The organism is Acetomicrobium hydrogeniformans ATCC BAA-1850, assembly GCF_000160455.2.
GTDB classification, from domain to species: Bacteria; Synergistota; Synergistia; order Synergistales; family Acetomicrobiaceae; genus Acetomicrobium; species Acetomicrobium thermoterrenum.
In genome coordinates, this window is record NZ_ACJX03000001.1 from 1,043,332 (window position 1) to 1,058,737 (window position 15,406).

The window sequence follows — 15,406 nt, forward strand, 5'->3', positions numbered from 1 at the left end:
CTCCCTTTGTGTGGTCGCCCTGATATTTAGATTATATGTCATTTCCATGGGGCTTGATGTAGAATATGTAATTGAAAATGACTGAAAATATGGGACTATTATTATATTAGCATAGCAAAAGAGGAGATAAATATGAAACGTTTCTTCGCGGGCATAGATATAGGTTCATCTACTATTCATAGCGTCCTTTTGGATGAATCGGGCAAAATCTTTTACGTCTCTCCGAGCCTGTCCCATTTTGGGGCCCCTTTGAATAAACTTCCCGATGTATGGGCGTACCTGTCGGCAAACTCAAAAGACGGAGAGATTGTCTCAACTGCTTTTACGGGCATTGGTGCTCAATACATTAAAGACGTCTTTCCCAAATTGCTCTTCGACTACGAAAGCGTAACAATTCCAAAAGGGGTATCCCTTTTATGTCCCGATGCGGTTTATGTCTTTCACATCGGCGCAAAGGATTCCTACTTCTTCCGATTGGGCCATCTGGAGAAAGAGGTCAATCTGCTCGAATGGTCCGCTAACAGCAAATGCGGCGGAGGGTCGGGCATGCTTATAGAAAAGCAGCTGAGGCGTCTTTATCTCAAAGAAGATGAATTGCTGTTCAATTCTAATGCTGCCGATGAGAAATCCAAACTCATGGAGAGCCTTTACGAGCAAGCCGAGAAGGACCTGGCCCGACATGAGTCCGTGCAAGGTTTTAATGCTCGCTGTGGGGTAGTGATTCAGTCGGATTTGATACACGAACAGAACGAGGGAGCAGATCGTGCATATCTGGTATCGCGCCTGTTTGCTACAGTTGCTCGAAATTACAAAAACGATGTAGTTGGTGCAAGAGATCTCGATACCTCACTTTGTTCCGTTGCCACGGGAGGTGTTTTTGCAAGCGATTATCTTCTAAAGCGCCTTCAGGAACTTTTGGGCGTGGTTTTGAAACGCCCCCGGCATTTTAGGGCCGTCGCTGCAATAGGAGCAGCCTATGAGGCGATAGAAAAGGGCAATCGTCACGTTATGGATTTTTCAAAGGTAGGCGAAATTACTTCTTTCGTTAGGGATAAACGTCCCTCCGCACCTCCTCTATATACATTCTTGGATAAAGTGCACGTATACGATGGAGAGGTAAAGGAAGTAGACGATGGCGATATCAGGGATGTAGTTATTGGCGTTGACGGTGGTTCTACTACGACCAAGGCAGCTGTGGTGGACGTATCGACGGGAGACCTCCTCGATAAGATATACATAAGTACTCATGGCGACCCCGAGGGAGCCTTGAAGGAAGTCTTCAGATATCTCTCGGGTAAGGCCGAAAACTACAACGTCCGGGGTATATGCACTACCGGTTCGGCCAGAAAGCTTTATGAGCGCATCCTCGTTAGCCAATCGAAGAAAAGGGTCCTTGAATCCGAGGGCTTTATAGTCCTTGACGGTGCCGTAGATGAAATCACCTGCCATGCCGTTGGCATTAAACATCACGATCCGGCCATAGATACCATTTTCGAAATAGGCGGCCAGGACATGAAGTTTACGACCTTTAAGGTAAAAGGCAGTGTGCCCACAGATGAGATTGAGGAAGCTCGCATGAACTATTCCTGTCAGGCAGGAGCGGGTCAGACCCTTGAGAATATGGCACAGCTTTTGGACCTCGACGTTAAATCCAGCCTCCAGGAGGCGGCGCTCAAGGCCGATACAGTTCCTCTGATAGATTCAACTTGCGGCGTCTTTATGGAGATGGAAGAAAACAGGCTCATAGCAGAGGGCTTCTCAAAGGAACAGATTGCAGCGGCGATCATAAGGGCTACGGCTGCTAGTTATTTCAACAAGTTCGTGGGAGGGCCGCAGCACGTAAAAAGCAAATGCTCATGCCAGGGCGGTCCCGCTTTGGGGTTGGCCTTTCTGGCTGCAATGGCCCAGGTCACGGGCAAGGAGATATATGCATATCCCCATAGAGAGCTTTTCGGCGCTTGGGGAGCAGGACTATTTTTGCGCAACAGGATATTGCAGCTGCAAACCGAAGGAAAGGAAGTGCGATCCGCCTTCAGGGGTTTCGAAGTGGTTGACATAAAATTCGAGAAACGGGATGTCCTGTGCAGCGACCACTTTGGGCCTTTGTCCTGCGGAATGAGAAACTGTAAGTTGAAGATATTTTCCATAGGAGGAGAAGAGGTTATAACAGGAGGATTCTGTCCCAGGGGAAACAGCGAGGGGGCGGGTCAAAGCAGAAAGGATTACGTCGAAATCTATCATAAGTTATTGGATGAACACTTCGACGGCATTTTGTATGAAGACCTGGATGAGCTCGATGGATTGGATTTGCCCACGATTGGAATACACAGAAGCGGCGTCACCCTGGGCGATTTGGGCATATGGTCGTCAGCTCTCTTTAAAAAGCTGGGATTTCTACCCGTGTTCACACCGAAATCGGATGACGAGATAGCCCAAGTAGGCATAAACATCGCTCCCACAGAGTTTTGCATTGCCATGAAGCTTGTAATAGGACATGCTGCGCTACTTTATCACGACAGAAGGATCAAGCATCTTTTCAACCCTTGTTTCATAGAGGAAACCAGGCCCGAGAAGCCCCATCGCAAGTTTTGCATCTATACCGAAGCTGAGGGTTATCTGCTGCAGGATATATTGGGAATAGAGCCCGAAAGGGAATTTTTAAGCGTGCTCTACCTTGGGGACGACGAAAGATCAGCCAAATATTTACACGAAGAATTTCGCAGGCTCGGTTACGATTTCAGCGTTGAAAGAATTTTGGAGGCCATGTCCTATGCAAAAGAGAAGCTCAAGGCTTTCAAAGAAGCAGTTTATAAACACGGCGACGAATTCTTGGAGGAGCTGGAAAGGTCAGGCGAAGTGGGCTATGTGGGATTGGGAAGGGATTACGTGATTTTGGATCCCCAGGCCTCGTCAAACTCGGGGTCGATGTTCTCGAAGCAGCGGGGCATGAGGTATATTCCCCAAAGTTTTCTCGAGAAATACTATCACGATATCCCCATCGATGAGCTATGCTACAACGAATATTGGTATCAAAATGCCCACATACTTCAGGCTGCCATATATACGGCAAGACATCCCAGGCTTTTCCCGATCAGGCAGATGAACTTCGCCTGCGGTCCCGATTCCATGAAGTTTTATCATGAGAGCGAGATCTTCAGGAGGGCGGAAAAACCCTTTCTTCATCTTGTTACCGATGCCCAGACAAATAACGCCCCCTTCGTCACGAGGGCCGAAGCTCATGAGCGCGTCGTCCAAAGGGCAAAGCCCAAGACGGACTTGCCTCTGTCCGACTTTGTACTTTTTCCTCATGACGGGGAAAAGGAAAAGGTGAGCTTAGGGTCCCGCGTATGGTTAATACCTTACATGGGTGAGGCCAGTCGTTTTGGAGCTGCCGTCTTGCGACATTACGGCGTCAATGCCATGGCCATGCCCACGGCCACCAGCGCATCCAAGGACGCCGCAAGCAGGTTCATAACGACGGAGACGTGTTTCCCCCTTCGCGGGGTAGTTGGTGACGTGATGGCTTCCATAGAGGAGCTTGCCCGAGAAAGGGGAAAGGAGTGGGTCAGAGACAACATCGTTATATTTTTACCGACCACGTCGGGTCCATGCAGGTTCGGCAAATACGGAGAGGTATTAAAGATATTTTTGAAACAGGAAGGACTTGACTCTGTCCCCATAGTGAGCCCCTCCACGGACAGCAGCTACATAGAGATAGAGGCCCCCGAGCAATTCGGCGGAACATTGGGAAAGGCCAATGCCCTTATAAACGTATTTAGGGCCATTAAAATGGCGGATATGGTGGATGATCTTATCCGCAAGTTCCGCCCCTACAGCGACGACAAAAAGGCCTTCGACGAGCTGTGCAAGCAGAGATTGGATCTGCTGGAACATTTGTTAGTTGAAAATAGCGCTTCTTATGCAACGCTGAAGCGGTGGACGAATGAGACCATGGTCCTTTTTATGAAAGAGGCCCCAAAGGCCAAACATCATTCCTTGCCTCTCATCCTTTATGTGGGAGAAATTTACACGCGGCAACACGATCCCTACACGGAATACGTGATAAAGAGGCTGGAGGAAGAGGGTTTGGAAGTGGTCAGGGGGAGCATCACGGAGTGGCTAGAATATATCAACTATCTGACGATCAGGGACAATCCTAAATTTCCTTATAAGTTTGCTCAATTTTACATGGAATACGCCGATTGGCGATTCAAGCGGATCTTCGGGGAGACCGCCAAGGAAAGGGAGGTCCTGCCTAAACCCAGAGTCATAATAGAAGACCTCCAAAAAAGCAGGAGATACCACGGAGATATCACCGGTGAATCTCCTTTGGTAATAGGCATCTTTTTGAAGTTTTTGCGAGGGGAATTACCAGGCAACGGGCAGAAGGTCTGCGGGATATTCCATGTGGGTCCCTTTACCTGCATGCAAGAAGGCGTCGCCATGGCCAAGATGGATGCCATGTTGAAGGAAGAGACCAAAGACAACCACGGTTTGATCGTGCCCGTGGTCCATGCCTTTTTCGGAGACTCGGCCAACACCAACCTGGAGGCGGAAATAGCCGCCTTCAGAGAGCAGTGCCGTCTTAAGGCCAGGATGAACGGTTCCGTGGGTTTTAAAAGCAAAAGAACGAGCCCTGCCGTAAAGGGTAATCTCGTGATTCAAGAAAGGTCTTAGCACTGAAATAACGAGCTTTTGTCAGACCTTTGCCCGGCTCGGAGCGATGAGTGGAATTTTCCACGATTTGTTCCGAGCCGGGATTTTTGTTGACTACTTATGCTATTATCTGCTAGTATCAGCTATAGCATATTGCGGGAGGAATAGGTCATGAATCGCGCAGAAAGGCTTGAGAAAATCGAAGAAATTATGAAAAACGCCTCCTCGCCCGTAAGCGGCTCCTATCTTGCTGATCTTTTTGGGGTCAGCCGTCAGGCCATAGTTCAGGATATAGCGATCTTACGAACCCAAGGCCTGGAGATCATATCCACTCCTTCCGGATACTATCTAGACAGGATAAAAAAATTACGGAGGATTATAGCCGTTAGGCACAGCAAGGAGGAGATATTCGATGAACTTCTGGCCATCGTCGAAGCCGGAGGGAGAGTGCTCGACGTTATGGTCGATCATCCTCTATATGGCGAGATAAGGGGAAGCATAGGAGTGGCTTCGCGTAACGAGGTAACCCGTTTCGTAAATATGCTCGAAAGTTCAGGCCAGGAACCGCTGCTTTCCCTTGCAAGGGGCTTTCACTTGCATACTGTCGAAGCCGATGACGAGGAGACCATGAAAAGGGTAGAAGAGGCCCTGAAGAAGCTGGGCTTTCTATTTTTGGGTTAATCAAACTTGAGGGAGTGTGATCATCTTTGGTCGAGAAAGAAAGATATTTGATTGTTCTGGCTTTGGGCCTTGCCCTTTGCAACTTGATTGTTCCCTATTGTTTTCTGAGAGAAAGCGGGTCCTTTCTGTTTTGGATATTGACCACCCTCTTCATGATTGTAGCTGGGACCGCCTATACCAGAAATTGGGGCAGAAAAAAGGAGAAGACCTCATGACAGCCTCCCTTTTAATGGCAAGCGTTGGTTTATGGTTCGTCATCGGCTCCTATATATCCTACTCTTCGCGCCAGAGGGGAAAAATCGATTTGGCGGATTACTTTTTGGGCAGTCGAAGGATAAACGGCTTTGTTTCCGCAATGACCTATAGTGCCACTACATACAGCGCCTTCATGATGGTGGGGCTTGTGGGGTTGACATATCGTTATGGCGTAGCAGCCCTTGGGTTTGAGCTTACCTACCTCATGGGTACGGTTATTCTACTCGTCCTCTTTGCGCCAAGATATTGGATTGCAGGGAGGAAATACGATCTTATAAGCCCGTCGGAGCTGTTGAGTTTCAGATACGAAAATAAAAGCGTAGGTGCGCTGAATTCTTTGTTGTGTATAGTTATGTTGATACCTTACGCCTCTGTGCAGTTAATTGGAGCAGGCTATCTCGTCGAAACTTTATCAGACGGCTCTTTAAGTTATACGACTGGTACCGTCATTGCTGCCATTGTCACCTTTGTTTTTTGTTGGTGGGCAGGTCTCCGTTCGGTGGCCCGCACCGATGCTCTCCAGGCGGTTATCATGTTCGTAGCCAGCCTCATGCTTGTAGGTTATCTGGCCTTGAAGTTGGGTGGTGGCGGTTTTCACAGGGTCCTCGTCGCCGAAAGAAGTGATTTGCTTCGCCTTAACTGGTCGCCCTCCTTTTTTGTGGGATTGACATTACCCTGGGCTTTTTTTGCAATCACCAACCCACAGGTGGTACAACGCCTTTTCATTCCAAAGGATTGCATCAGCATAAGAAGGATGATAGTGGGTTTTTCCTATTTCGGTTTCTTTTACACCGTGATTTGCTGCATATTGGGGTTGATGGCCGCGTTGATGGTGCCGGGCCTTGATCTTCCCGATAATGCAATGCCCATGTTGTTGAAAGAAGTTCCGCCGGCCATTTCGGTGGTGGTATTTGTGAGCATATTGGCTGCGGCGGTATCGACGATGAATTCCATCGTCCTTACCTTGAGCAACATGTTCGGAAGGGATTTGCTCAAGGCCTATAACCCGGGCCTTTCTGAAGAAAGAGAGCTAGCCATTTCCAAAATCATCATAGTATGCCTAATAGCCGCATGCCTTTTATTTTCTCAGCTTAAGCTCGACTTGATCGTCGTACTGTCCTCGCTTGCTTCGGGGGGGTTGCTCGTGCAATTGCCCTCGATCATTGGAGCCTTCTTTTGGAAAAAGTCCAGCGCTAAGGGAGCGGTGGCCAGTATATTGGTTGGCGGGATTACTGTAGGCTTTTTGACGGTCGCCAACCTAAAACCCTTGGGGCAGTGGCCTGCCATTTGGGGGCTGCTGACATCCTCCGTCGCATTCGTCCTTATTAGCAAAAAGACCCAACCCCCAAAGGGGGCAGAGTCTTTTTTAAGGGAACTTAAGGAAGATTTAACGGCCAAGTTTGGCTTTTAATTCTCTCTTCCCAACTGCCTTTCCGCTTCGTCGCAAGCGTCTCGGGCAAGGCGCTGTGCTTTAAGAGAAGCATCGCGTATGGCCTTCATGAAGGCAGTCCTCACCTTGCCGTCCTCAAGTGCATAAATGGCATCTATGGTGACGCCCCCGGGCGTCACCACCATATCTCTCAACTCGGCAGGGTGTTTCCCGGAGCTCAAGAGCAGGTGAGAAGCTCCTATGACGGACCATGCCGCAGCTCTGAGGGCGAGATCTCTTGGCAATCCCACTTGAAGTGCCCCGTATATCATGGCTTCTACTACTGTGTAAAGATAGGCCGGGCTTGAGCCTGCCATAGCCGTCAAAACGTCGAGGTGCTGCTCGTCCACTTCTTCGTATTCACCCATGTCCCCGAAGATTTTTGTGATGACGTTCTTGTCTGAGTCGGTTACGTTTTTCCCACAAGAATATACGGTATATCCTTCCTTTACCTGAACGGCAATATTGGTCATAGCTCTGACCACTCGAGAGTCGGGAATTACACGTTGTATCAAGTCAAGGTTTATGGATGCCGCGAAGGAGATCACCAGCTTATCCTTGAGGCCGTGAGAGAGATTTTTCAAGAGAGGTATCACCTGATAGGGCTTTACGGATATGACGATGACCTCTGCTTCCGATACCGCCTTATCGTTGTCGGAAGTTATGTTGATGCCCCTTTCGGCTAGAGGGGACAACCTCTCGATTTTGCGCCTAGTGGCAGTAACCTGAAAATCATCGCTTATGGCGCAGGCTATAGCCCCACCAATGACTCCTGCGCCTATAATGGCCACTTTTTCCCTTTCCATCGCGATCCTATCCTCCTGTCTGTGTATATCTTGAAAGGGATTATTGTCTATATTAGCCCGATCAAGAATTTTTCTCGCCATTATAACAGCTAAATCTCCTTTGCGCACCTACCTTTTGCCAGTTGAGTCGCTGTCCGTCTATGGTAAGATAACAGAGAGTGTCGAGGAAAGGAGGGACCTTCGTGCTCGTGAGGGCGCATCTTTGGCTTACGGGAAGGGTGCAGGGGGTGGCCTTCAGGTATTATGCAGCCGCTAAAGCGAAAGAACTAATGATTTCCGGTTTTATAAGAAATCTGGACGATGGAAGGGTTGAGGTCGTGATCCAGGGAGAGCCGGAGAGCGTGGAGAAGATGATCAATTGGTGCAGAAAAGGACCCCCTCACGCTATTGTAAAAGATGCGATCATGGTCTACGAAGACCCCGATCCGGAGTGGAAATATTTTCAGATAAGAGGTTGATCGATTAAATGGAAGAGATCACGGTCTTTGGCGCCGGCAGTTGGGGTACGGCTTTGGCAAATTTGCTTGGGGAATTGGGACATCGGGTTGTCCTATGGTGCAGGAGGTCCGATCAGGCCCGGGCTATAAATTTGTTGGGCGAAAATCCGAATTATCTTAGAGGATACAGAATCTCTTCAAATGTAATGGCTACTTCCAAAATCGACGAGGCAGTTGAGTCGCCGAAATGGGTTTTGGCGCTCCCAACTCAGGCCGTAAGAGGATTTTTGACGGAACTTTCTGGGAATATGGCACCCCAAAGGCATGAAATATGCAACGTTGCCAAGGGCATAGAAATAGATTCGGCGTTCACCGTCAGCGAAATAGTAAAAAATGTCTTGGGCGATGTTTCCTATTCCGTGTTGTCCGGCCCCAGCCACGCCGAAGAGGTAATCCGGGGTTTTCCCACGGCAGTGGTGGTCGCTTCCTTGAAGGTCGAGGCTGCTGAGATGTGGCAAAACGTCTTTTCTCGTCCCACCTTCAGGGTTTATACTTCAAACGATGTCATCGGGGTGGAGATCGGCGGGGCGGTCAAAAACGTCATAGCCATCGCTGCCGGGATTGCAAAAGCCATGAAATTGGGAGATAATGCTTTGGCAGCTCTTGTAAGCAGAGGGCTGGCCGAAATAATGCGGCTTGGAGCGAAGTTGGGAGCTAATCCCCTGACGCTTTCCGGCCTTGCAGGCGTGGGAGACTTGATCGTTACTTGTTTCAGCGGCCACTCGAGGAATATGCGCCTGGGTTTTGCCATCGGCATGGGAAAATCCATGAAAGAAGCGTCGGATGAACTAGGTCAAGTCGCAGAGGGAATCTATACCGTTAAAGCTTTGAAGAAAATGGCACAACAGGTGGGAGTGGAACTTCCTATCGTCGAAGAGGTGTACGCCATATTGTACGAGGGCCTTTCGCCCAATGAGGCATTGAGCAACCTTCTGTTGAGGGATCCAAAGCCCGAGTTGCCCCCGGCTATGCAGTGGATGTAAAATTTGACATGATTGTAGCTTTTGAAGAAACTTCAACAAAAAATAGGAGGGATTTTCATGGCAAAAGCGGTAGTTGATAGGGATACCTGTATAGGATGTGAAGCATGTGTTGGCGTTTGCCCGGCCGAGGCGATCAGCATTGAGGACGGGAAAGCTAAAGTGGACCCCGATACCTGCATAGAGTGTGGAGCCTGCGTGTCCACCTGCCCGGTATCGGCAATATCCCAGTAGCATCGTTGAGTTCTAATGTTTTGGGGCCTAGGCGACTAGGCCCCTTTTGTTAAACAAATGTCGAAAGATAAACTGGCAAAATCGTGCGATATTTTGCGCCTTTTCGAGAAAGGCGGTTTTGAGGCCTACATAGTAGGAGGAACTGTAAGGGATTTGGCTATGGGATCTCCCTTTGGCGACGTCGATATTGCGACATCGGCAAAGCCCATGGATATAGCGAGCCTCTTTCCTGAGGCCAAAAAGGTGGGCGGTGATCCTCTCTGTACCTTCGTCATCCCTCAGGATGGGTGGACTGTCGAGATAACGCCTTTGCAAGGTGAAGTACTGTCAGAAGACCTATCGCGAAGGGATTTCACCATAAATGCCATGGCCCTAGATAGGTTTGGAGATCTCTATGACCCCTTTGGCGGTATGGAAGACCTTGTAAATAAGGTTCTTCGCTTTACCGGCTCTCCGAGAGAGCGAATTGAAGAAGACCCCGTCCGTTGCATAAGGTTGTTCAGATTCGCCTCAACTTTGAGGGAGTTCGAAGTTTCCCACTCCTCTATGAATGCCGTAAGGGAGAGTTTATCGCTCTTTAAGGACGTTCCCCTTGAGCGAATAGGCAAAGAAATCTACAAAGCCTTAAGAGGAAGCCCATTTACGTTCTTAAAGCTTTTGGAAGATACCGGATTTCTGGCCTCAACCCTTCCTTGTGTCTATGCACTTCGTGGGGTTCCTCAGGATCCCCAATTTCATCCCGAAGGCGATGTCTATGAACACACCAGGCTCTGTTTGAGATATGCCGAAAAGATCACGAAAAGGTGTGATGTGCGGGCGGCAGCTTTGTTTCATGACATAGCAAAACCTTACACGATGAAAGAGGAAGAAGAAAGGCTGCGATTCATAGGTCACGAGAAGGAAGGGGGAACTTTGGCCAGGGATATAATGGGTCAGTGGGCATGGCCGTCCTATTTCGTGAAAAACGTTTCGTCCTTGGTGAGATGGCATATGGTCCCTTTGGTCTCGACAGCTCCAAAGCGCATTCCCCGTCTTTATCTTGAGTACGGCAAAGCCTGGTTGGATGGACTTTTCCTCCTTTCATATATAGATATAAGTTCAAGCAACAGAGATTATTCCAAATGGATAGAGAATCGACAGATTGCCCTGTCGTGTCTTTTTAAACTTTCTGAAGATGAGAAGTTGATATCTGGCAGAGATGTCATGGATATACTAAAAATCGAAGAAGGCCCTGAAGTGGGGCGTGTCATATTTGAAATATACGAGATGATGGCAAAGGGCGATATTAGAAGCCGGGAAGATGCCATTGATTACCTAAAGAAATTAAATGAAAGTTAAATTAAAGAGAAGCTGTAAGACATTTTCGAGTATATTTGATAAAATATAATTGGTTCGTTACCAGTAAACAATATACAAGCGAGGTGAGTTGCGATGGCTTGGAACCCCAGAGAAATCATGAAAGAGCTTGAAAGCGGTGTGAAAGAAATCGGCCGTGAACGCCCGGAAGTGGAGGCCTTTATAGAGTTCACGGGTAAGCTGATGGCGCCAAGGTCTTTGGATCTCAAGGCCAAAGAGCTGATATGCGTTGCCGTGGCAGTATACACCAATTGTAAATATTGCATTGTCACCCACGTCTATAATGCCCTTAAGGCTGGCGCTACTGGCGACGAAGTCATGGAAGCTGCTCTGGTTGCCTCGCAGTTTGGAGGCGGTCCTGCTGTAGGCCATAGCGTCACCTTGGTAAACGAAGCTATCAAGGAGTTCGCCGGCGATTTCGGGAAGAAGTCTTAACTAATTCAGGCTTCTTTGATGCCGTAAAACATATCTTCAAGCAGTTTTTGGATCGCCCTTCGCTGCCAGTCTATCGGGAAGGGCGATCTTTTATAGGGGTTACAGAAGTTGACAAGGCAAGCCTAGAAGACAGGAGGGAGATTTTTGCAAGAAAGGCAAAAAGTCAGGATAAGTTCGAAGTATTGGCTGGAGATGGTCAAAGAACGGGGCGGTCATTTCATGATCGCCATGCGTACCAATATAGCCGGCTGATGAATGGCTTATGTAGGCCCGGCGGGCCTCATAGGCAGCCCCGATGAAGCGGATAGAGAAAATTTCATACCCTTCGTCGTAGAGGGAGAGGATGACATAACCTGTTGGATCCATAAAGAGGTATTAGAACATTTAAAAGAGGTCTCCCCAACGCGGGAAGGCGACTACTTATTTGCTTCCGACGGAGCAGGGAGGCTGAGATTCAAGTTCTGCGATCGAAGTTGAGTGCAGCTGCCGGGCATTTGAAGAAAGAAAGCGATTCATCTTCGCTTTTAAAGCTTTACTTTGCCTGACGTGCAAAAGGCGATAAGTTCATCCTTTTCCAGAGGAGGGCTGTATAGGTAACCCTGAACGTATCTTATGCCTAAGTTCCTTAATATTTCGAGCTGTTCCTTCCTTTCCACTCCCTCGGCTATTACTTCCATGCCCATAACTTCGCCGACCTTTGCTATTCCCCTCACGATAACCCTGTCCCTTTCGTCGGTTTCGACGTTATCGATGAAGGATTTGTCGATTTTTAATATATCTACCGGAAAATCTTTTAAATAGGAAAGGGAGGAATAGCCGGTGCCGAAGTCGTCAATGGCAACCCCGATTCCCAAGGTTTTCAACCTTTTGAACAGCTCTTTTATCTTGTTCCTGTCCTCCATGAGCACGCTTTCCGTTATCTCCAACATTATCCTCTCGGGATTTACGTCAGCATCGGAAATTATCTTAAATACCCTTTCGAGGAAGGTCTCGTCGTGGCACTGCGAGGCCGATACGTTGATCGAAAGCTTTTCGAGCTCAATGCCTTGGTTTGTCCATTCTGACATCCTTTGGCAACATTCCTTTAAAACCCAAAATCCTATATCTGGCGCAATGCTTATTTCCTCCGCTACGGGCAAAAATAATGCGGGAGAAATGTCCTCACCGTTATGTCTCCACCTCAACAGGGCTTCGGCACCGAAGACCCTGCCCGTCGAAACATCTATCTGTGGTTGAAAGGCCATTCTAAATTCTTTTCTCTCGAGGGCGGATAAAAGGGCATTTTCGAGGCTAAGTCTACTTCTGTATTGTTTTTCAAAATAATTATCGTAAAATGCGAAACTATTGCCTCCCCTGGATTTCGCCTTATTCAACGCGATTTCAGCTTTTCTCATTAGTTCAGATTCTTTCGTCCCGTCAACGGGCGCAATGACTATTCCCATGCTCAATCGAACGTATATGGGGCCTTTATCGCTGGCGAAATAGTCCTGCATGACCTTGATAAGATCCCTACCTATTCGCCTGGCTTCAAGGGGGTCTTCTAAAGTTGCTATGAGGGCAAACTCGTCTTCTCCCAAGCGGTATAACGTGTCATTTCTATGCTTTTTGTTCGATGATATACGTTCCGAAACAAGCTGCAGAATGTGATCTCCGTAAAGATAGCCAAAGGTGCTGTTTATTAATTTGAAACGGTCTAAATCCATTAAAAAAATACCGACTTGTTTCGTCGAATTAAGGGCATCGCCTACCTTCGATTTCAGGTCCTTCAAAAAATAATTCCTGTTATAAAGGCCCGTAAGAGGGTCCACGTAAAGGTAATTGTGAAGTTGCCGGTCTTTTGCCTTCACGTCGGTCAGATCGGTGAAAATGCTTACGAAATATCTGGTTATGTTACGATGATCCTTTAAGGCATATATGGAAAGCAATTCCGGGTAAACTTCACCGGACTTGCGCCTGTTCCAAATTTCCTGTTCCCAGAAACCATCCGTCAAAATTGAGTCCCAGAGGTTTTTGTAGAATGAATGGTCGTGATAGTCAGATTTTAAAATTCTAGGATTTTGTCCGATGGCCTCTTCGGCGGAATACCCGGTAATTGTCGTAAATGCCGGATTTACCCAAAGGATAGTCCCGCCCGTATCGGTGACGACGACCCCCTCCTTGATGTTATTAACAATCAACTCGAGCATGGGAAAGTGGAAATCGGAATTTATACTGTTCAGTTTATCGCTCATGATGAACCCCGCTTCGTTTTTTAATCAGCCCCAAAAAGGCATCCAAGGATTGTGCATTTGCAACGTCTTCGACGGTTAGCCATGCCCGCCTTGCCTGGGCCACCCCGAAGAACATGTATTCCTGCTCGTATATATCGTGGGCATCAGTGCTTATCACAAATTTACAGCCCAGATTGAAAGCCTGCCTTATCCTTTTTTCCGACAGATCGAGCCTGCTTGGGTGGGCATTTATCTCAAGAAGAGTTCCCGTCGATGCGGCAGTCTGGAAAATCTCCTCCCAATCCGCCTCCGCTTCCTCCCTTGATCCGAAAAGCCTGCCCGTTGGGTGAGCCAGGATGTGAACGAGGGGATGAGAGATCGCCCTTATATATCGCTCGGTCAGTTGAGCTCTATCCTGTCTCAAATTTGAGTGGACGGCAGCTACTACCACATCGAAGCTCTTTAAAAGCTCATCGTCATAGTCTAAAGAACCGTCAGCTTTTACCTCTACCTCCGTTCCTTTAAGTATCACTATTTTACCTGCGAGCATTTCGTTCAGCTCGTCTATTTCGCGCCACTGTTGCATAAGTCTGTCGGGAGTAAGCCCCTTAGCTACGCCCAAACCCTGAGAATGATCGGTTATCAGGATATAGCTTCGGCCAAGCTCGCAGGCTTTCTCTACCATCTCTTTTAAGGGCCTCTTTCCGTCGCTCCAATTGGAGTGTATTTGAAGGTCGCCCTTTATATCCTCTGTCTCTATCAATTTTGGGAGTTTCTTTTCCAGGGCAAGCTTGATTTCCGCGGTTCCCTCTCTCAGTTCAGGCGGTATCCATGACATCCCAAGCCTTCCGTATACGTCTTCCTCTTTTGGGCAAAGTATTTCTACGCCGCTTATTGTATCCGTCAACGCATATTCGCTCAAGCTCAAGTTCTTTTTCAAGGCCGCCTCTCTCAATAAGATATTGTGCTGCTGGCTTCCCGTAAAGTATTGCAGCGCCGTTCCCCATCTTGCGGGTTCAACTATGCGCAAATCGGCCTGCAACCCTCCTTTTAGCCTCACGCTGGTCTTCGTCGGACCCGATAAGATGACCTCGTCCATGATGCCTAGATTTGTAAAAGTATTCGTAATTTTTTCCGATGCCTCGGCTTCGGCTGCGACGAGAATGTCCAAATCTCCCACGGTTTCTTTCATGCGTCTCAATGAGCCGGCGGGGCAGATGGCGATTATGCCCTCGCAGTTTTTCATGTGATCTAAAATGACCTGTAAATACTTCCACGCCTCGCCCAGGGGAAATCTCGAGCTTAGACGCTTTTCTTTAAAGGCCTTAATGCCTTCGAGTATTTTTCGCTCGACCTTCGGTCCAAAACCCGGCAAATCCTTGAGTTTTCCCTCTCGTGCCGCTCTTTCAAGTTCCTCCGGCGTTTCGATGCCGAGCATTTCCCAAACCGCTTTTATTCTCTTTGGACCCATCTCCGGTATTTCATAGAGGGAAAGCAGCTTATCGGGGACTTCCTCCGTCAATTTTTCGTAAAATTCCAACTTCCCGCTTTCCAGAAGTTCGCAGATTTTCTGTTCTATGGCCTTTCCGACCCCGGGAATTTCCTTTAACTTTCCCTCTCTGTAGAGTGCATATATGTCTCTACTTTCGTTTCTCAAACTTTCGGCAACGCGTCTATATGCATTAATTTTGAACCTATCCTCTCCCTTTATCTCCAAGAGGAGGGCTATACGCTCAAAGATCTCCGCGACGGCATTTGAGTCGATATTCCCTTCCATCCTATTTACCTCCTGTTTTAACAACATGTTTCGTTGTCCGATAGAAAAGTTAGTAATATTATAAATGCAAAAGATTTCCATGCATCGACT

Annotated in this window: 13 protein-coding genes; 10 read left to right on the plus strand and 3 right to left on the minus strand. The window is 48.0% G+C overall.

Annotated elements, in window-relative coordinates:
- Nucleotides 1–132: 132 nt before the first annotated feature.
- The 4 genes from HMPREF1705_RS05005 (at nt 133) to HMPREF1705_RS05020 (ending at nt 7,003) form a co-directional block, all read left to right on the plus strand.
- A complete protein-coding gene (locus HMPREF1705_RS05005) occupies nt 133–4,677 on the plus strand; it encodes an acyl-CoA dehydratase activase-related protein (RefSeq protein ID WP_057940718.1) in 4,545 nt (1,514 codons plus the stop codon).
- Nucleotides 4,678–4,827: 150 nt separating this feature from the next.
- The gene (locus tag HMPREF1705_RS05010; RefSeq protein ID WP_057940719.1) at nt 4,828–5,337 is read left to right on the plus strand and encodes a transcription repressor NadR; all 510 of its coding nucleotides are present in this window, start codon (nt 4,828–4,830) and stop codon (nt 5,335–5,337) included.
- 26 nt (nt 5,338–5,363) lie between these two features.
- A complete protein-coding gene (locus tag HMPREF1705_RS10940) occupies nt 5,364–5,552 on the plus strand; it encodes a hypothetical protein (protein WP_040348709.1) in 189 nt (62 codons plus the stop codon).
- The gene (locus HMPREF1705_RS05020; RefSeq protein WP_040348707.1) at nt 5,549–7,003 is read left to right on the plus strand and encodes a sodium:solute symporter family protein; all 1,455 of its coding nucleotides are present in this window, start codon (nt 5,549–5,551) and stop codon (nt 7,001–7,003) included. The genes HMPREF1705_RS10940 and HMPREF1705_RS05020 overlap by 4 nt, the downstream gene beginning before the upstream one ends.
- On the opposite strand, the gene proC is transcribed toward HMPREF1705_RS05020, so the two are convergent.
- On the minus strand, nt 7,000–7,827 hold the full coding sequence (gene proC / locus HMPREF1705_RS05025; protein WP_040348859.1) for a pyrroline-5-carboxylate reductase: 828 nt from the start codon (nt 7,825–7,827) through the stop codon (nt 7,000–7,002). The genes HMPREF1705_RS05020 and proC overlap by 4 nt on opposite strands.
- Before the next feature lie 182 nt (nt 7,828–8,009).
- Here proC and HMPREF1705_RS05030 point away from each other — a divergent pair, with 182 nt between their 5' ends.
- The 6 genes from HMPREF1705_RS05030 (at nt 8,010) to HMPREF1705_RS05055 (ending at nt 11,806) form a co-directional block, all read left to right on the plus strand.
- Entirely contained in the window at nt 8,010–8,285 is a 276-nt protein-coding gene (locus HMPREF1705_RS05030; protein ID WP_040348704.1) for an acylphosphatase, read from the plus strand.
- An 8-nt stretch (nt 8,286–8,293) separates the two neighbouring features.
- Complete coding sequence (locus tag HMPREF1705_RS05035; RefSeq protein WP_057940720.1) at nt 8,294–9,307, plus strand: NAD(P)H-dependent glycerol-3-phosphate dehydrogenase; 1,014 nt, start codon at nt 8,294–8,296, stop codon at nt 9,305–9,307.
- Between the two features lie 57 nt (nt 9,308–9,364).
- Entirely contained in the window at nt 9,365–9,538 is a 174-nt protein-coding gene (locus tag HMPREF1705_RS05040; protein ID WP_009201965.1) for a DUF362 domain-containing protein, read from the plus strand.
- 57 nt (nt 9,539–9,595) lie between these two features.
- Nucleotides 9,596–10,876, plus strand: coding sequence for a CCA tRNA nucleotidyltransferase (locus HMPREF1705_RS05045; RefSeq protein ID WP_009201964.1), 1,281 nt, complete (start codon nt 9,596–9,598; stop codon nt 10,874–10,876).
- A 93-nt stretch (nt 10,877–10,969) separates the two neighbouring features.
- Nucleotides 10,970–11,329: a carboxymuconolactone decarboxylase family protein gene (locus HMPREF1705_RS05050; RefSeq protein WP_009201963.1), complete on the plus strand. Its 360-nt coding sequence runs from the start codon at nt 10,970–10,972 to the stop codon at nt 11,327–11,329.
- A 255-nt stretch (nt 11,330–11,584) separates the two neighbouring features.
- The gene (locus HMPREF1705_RS05055) at nt 11,585–11,806 is read left to right on the plus strand and encodes a trimethylamine--corrinoid methyltransferase (RefSeq protein ID WP_009201962.1); all 222 of its coding nucleotides are present in this window, start codon (nt 11,585–11,587) and stop codon (nt 11,804–11,806) included.
- Between the two features lie 47 nt (nt 11,807–11,853).
- Here HMPREF1705_RS05055 and HMPREF1705_RS05060 read toward each other — a convergent pair whose 3' ends face one another.
- Entirely contained in the window at nt 11,854–13,560 is a 1,707-nt protein-coding gene (locus HMPREF1705_RS05060; RefSeq protein ID WP_009201961.1) for a sensor domain-containing protein, read from the minus strand.
- Nucleotides 13,550–15,316, minus strand: coding sequence for a DNA polymerase/3'-5' exonuclease PolX (gene polX / locus HMPREF1705_RS05065; RefSeq protein ID WP_111089566.1), 1,767 nt, complete (start codon nt 15,314–15,316; stop codon nt 13,550–13,552). Before polX ends, HMPREF1705_RS05060 begins: the two co-directional genes overlap by 11 nt.
- Nucleotides 15,317–15,406: the final 90 nt, after the last annotated feature.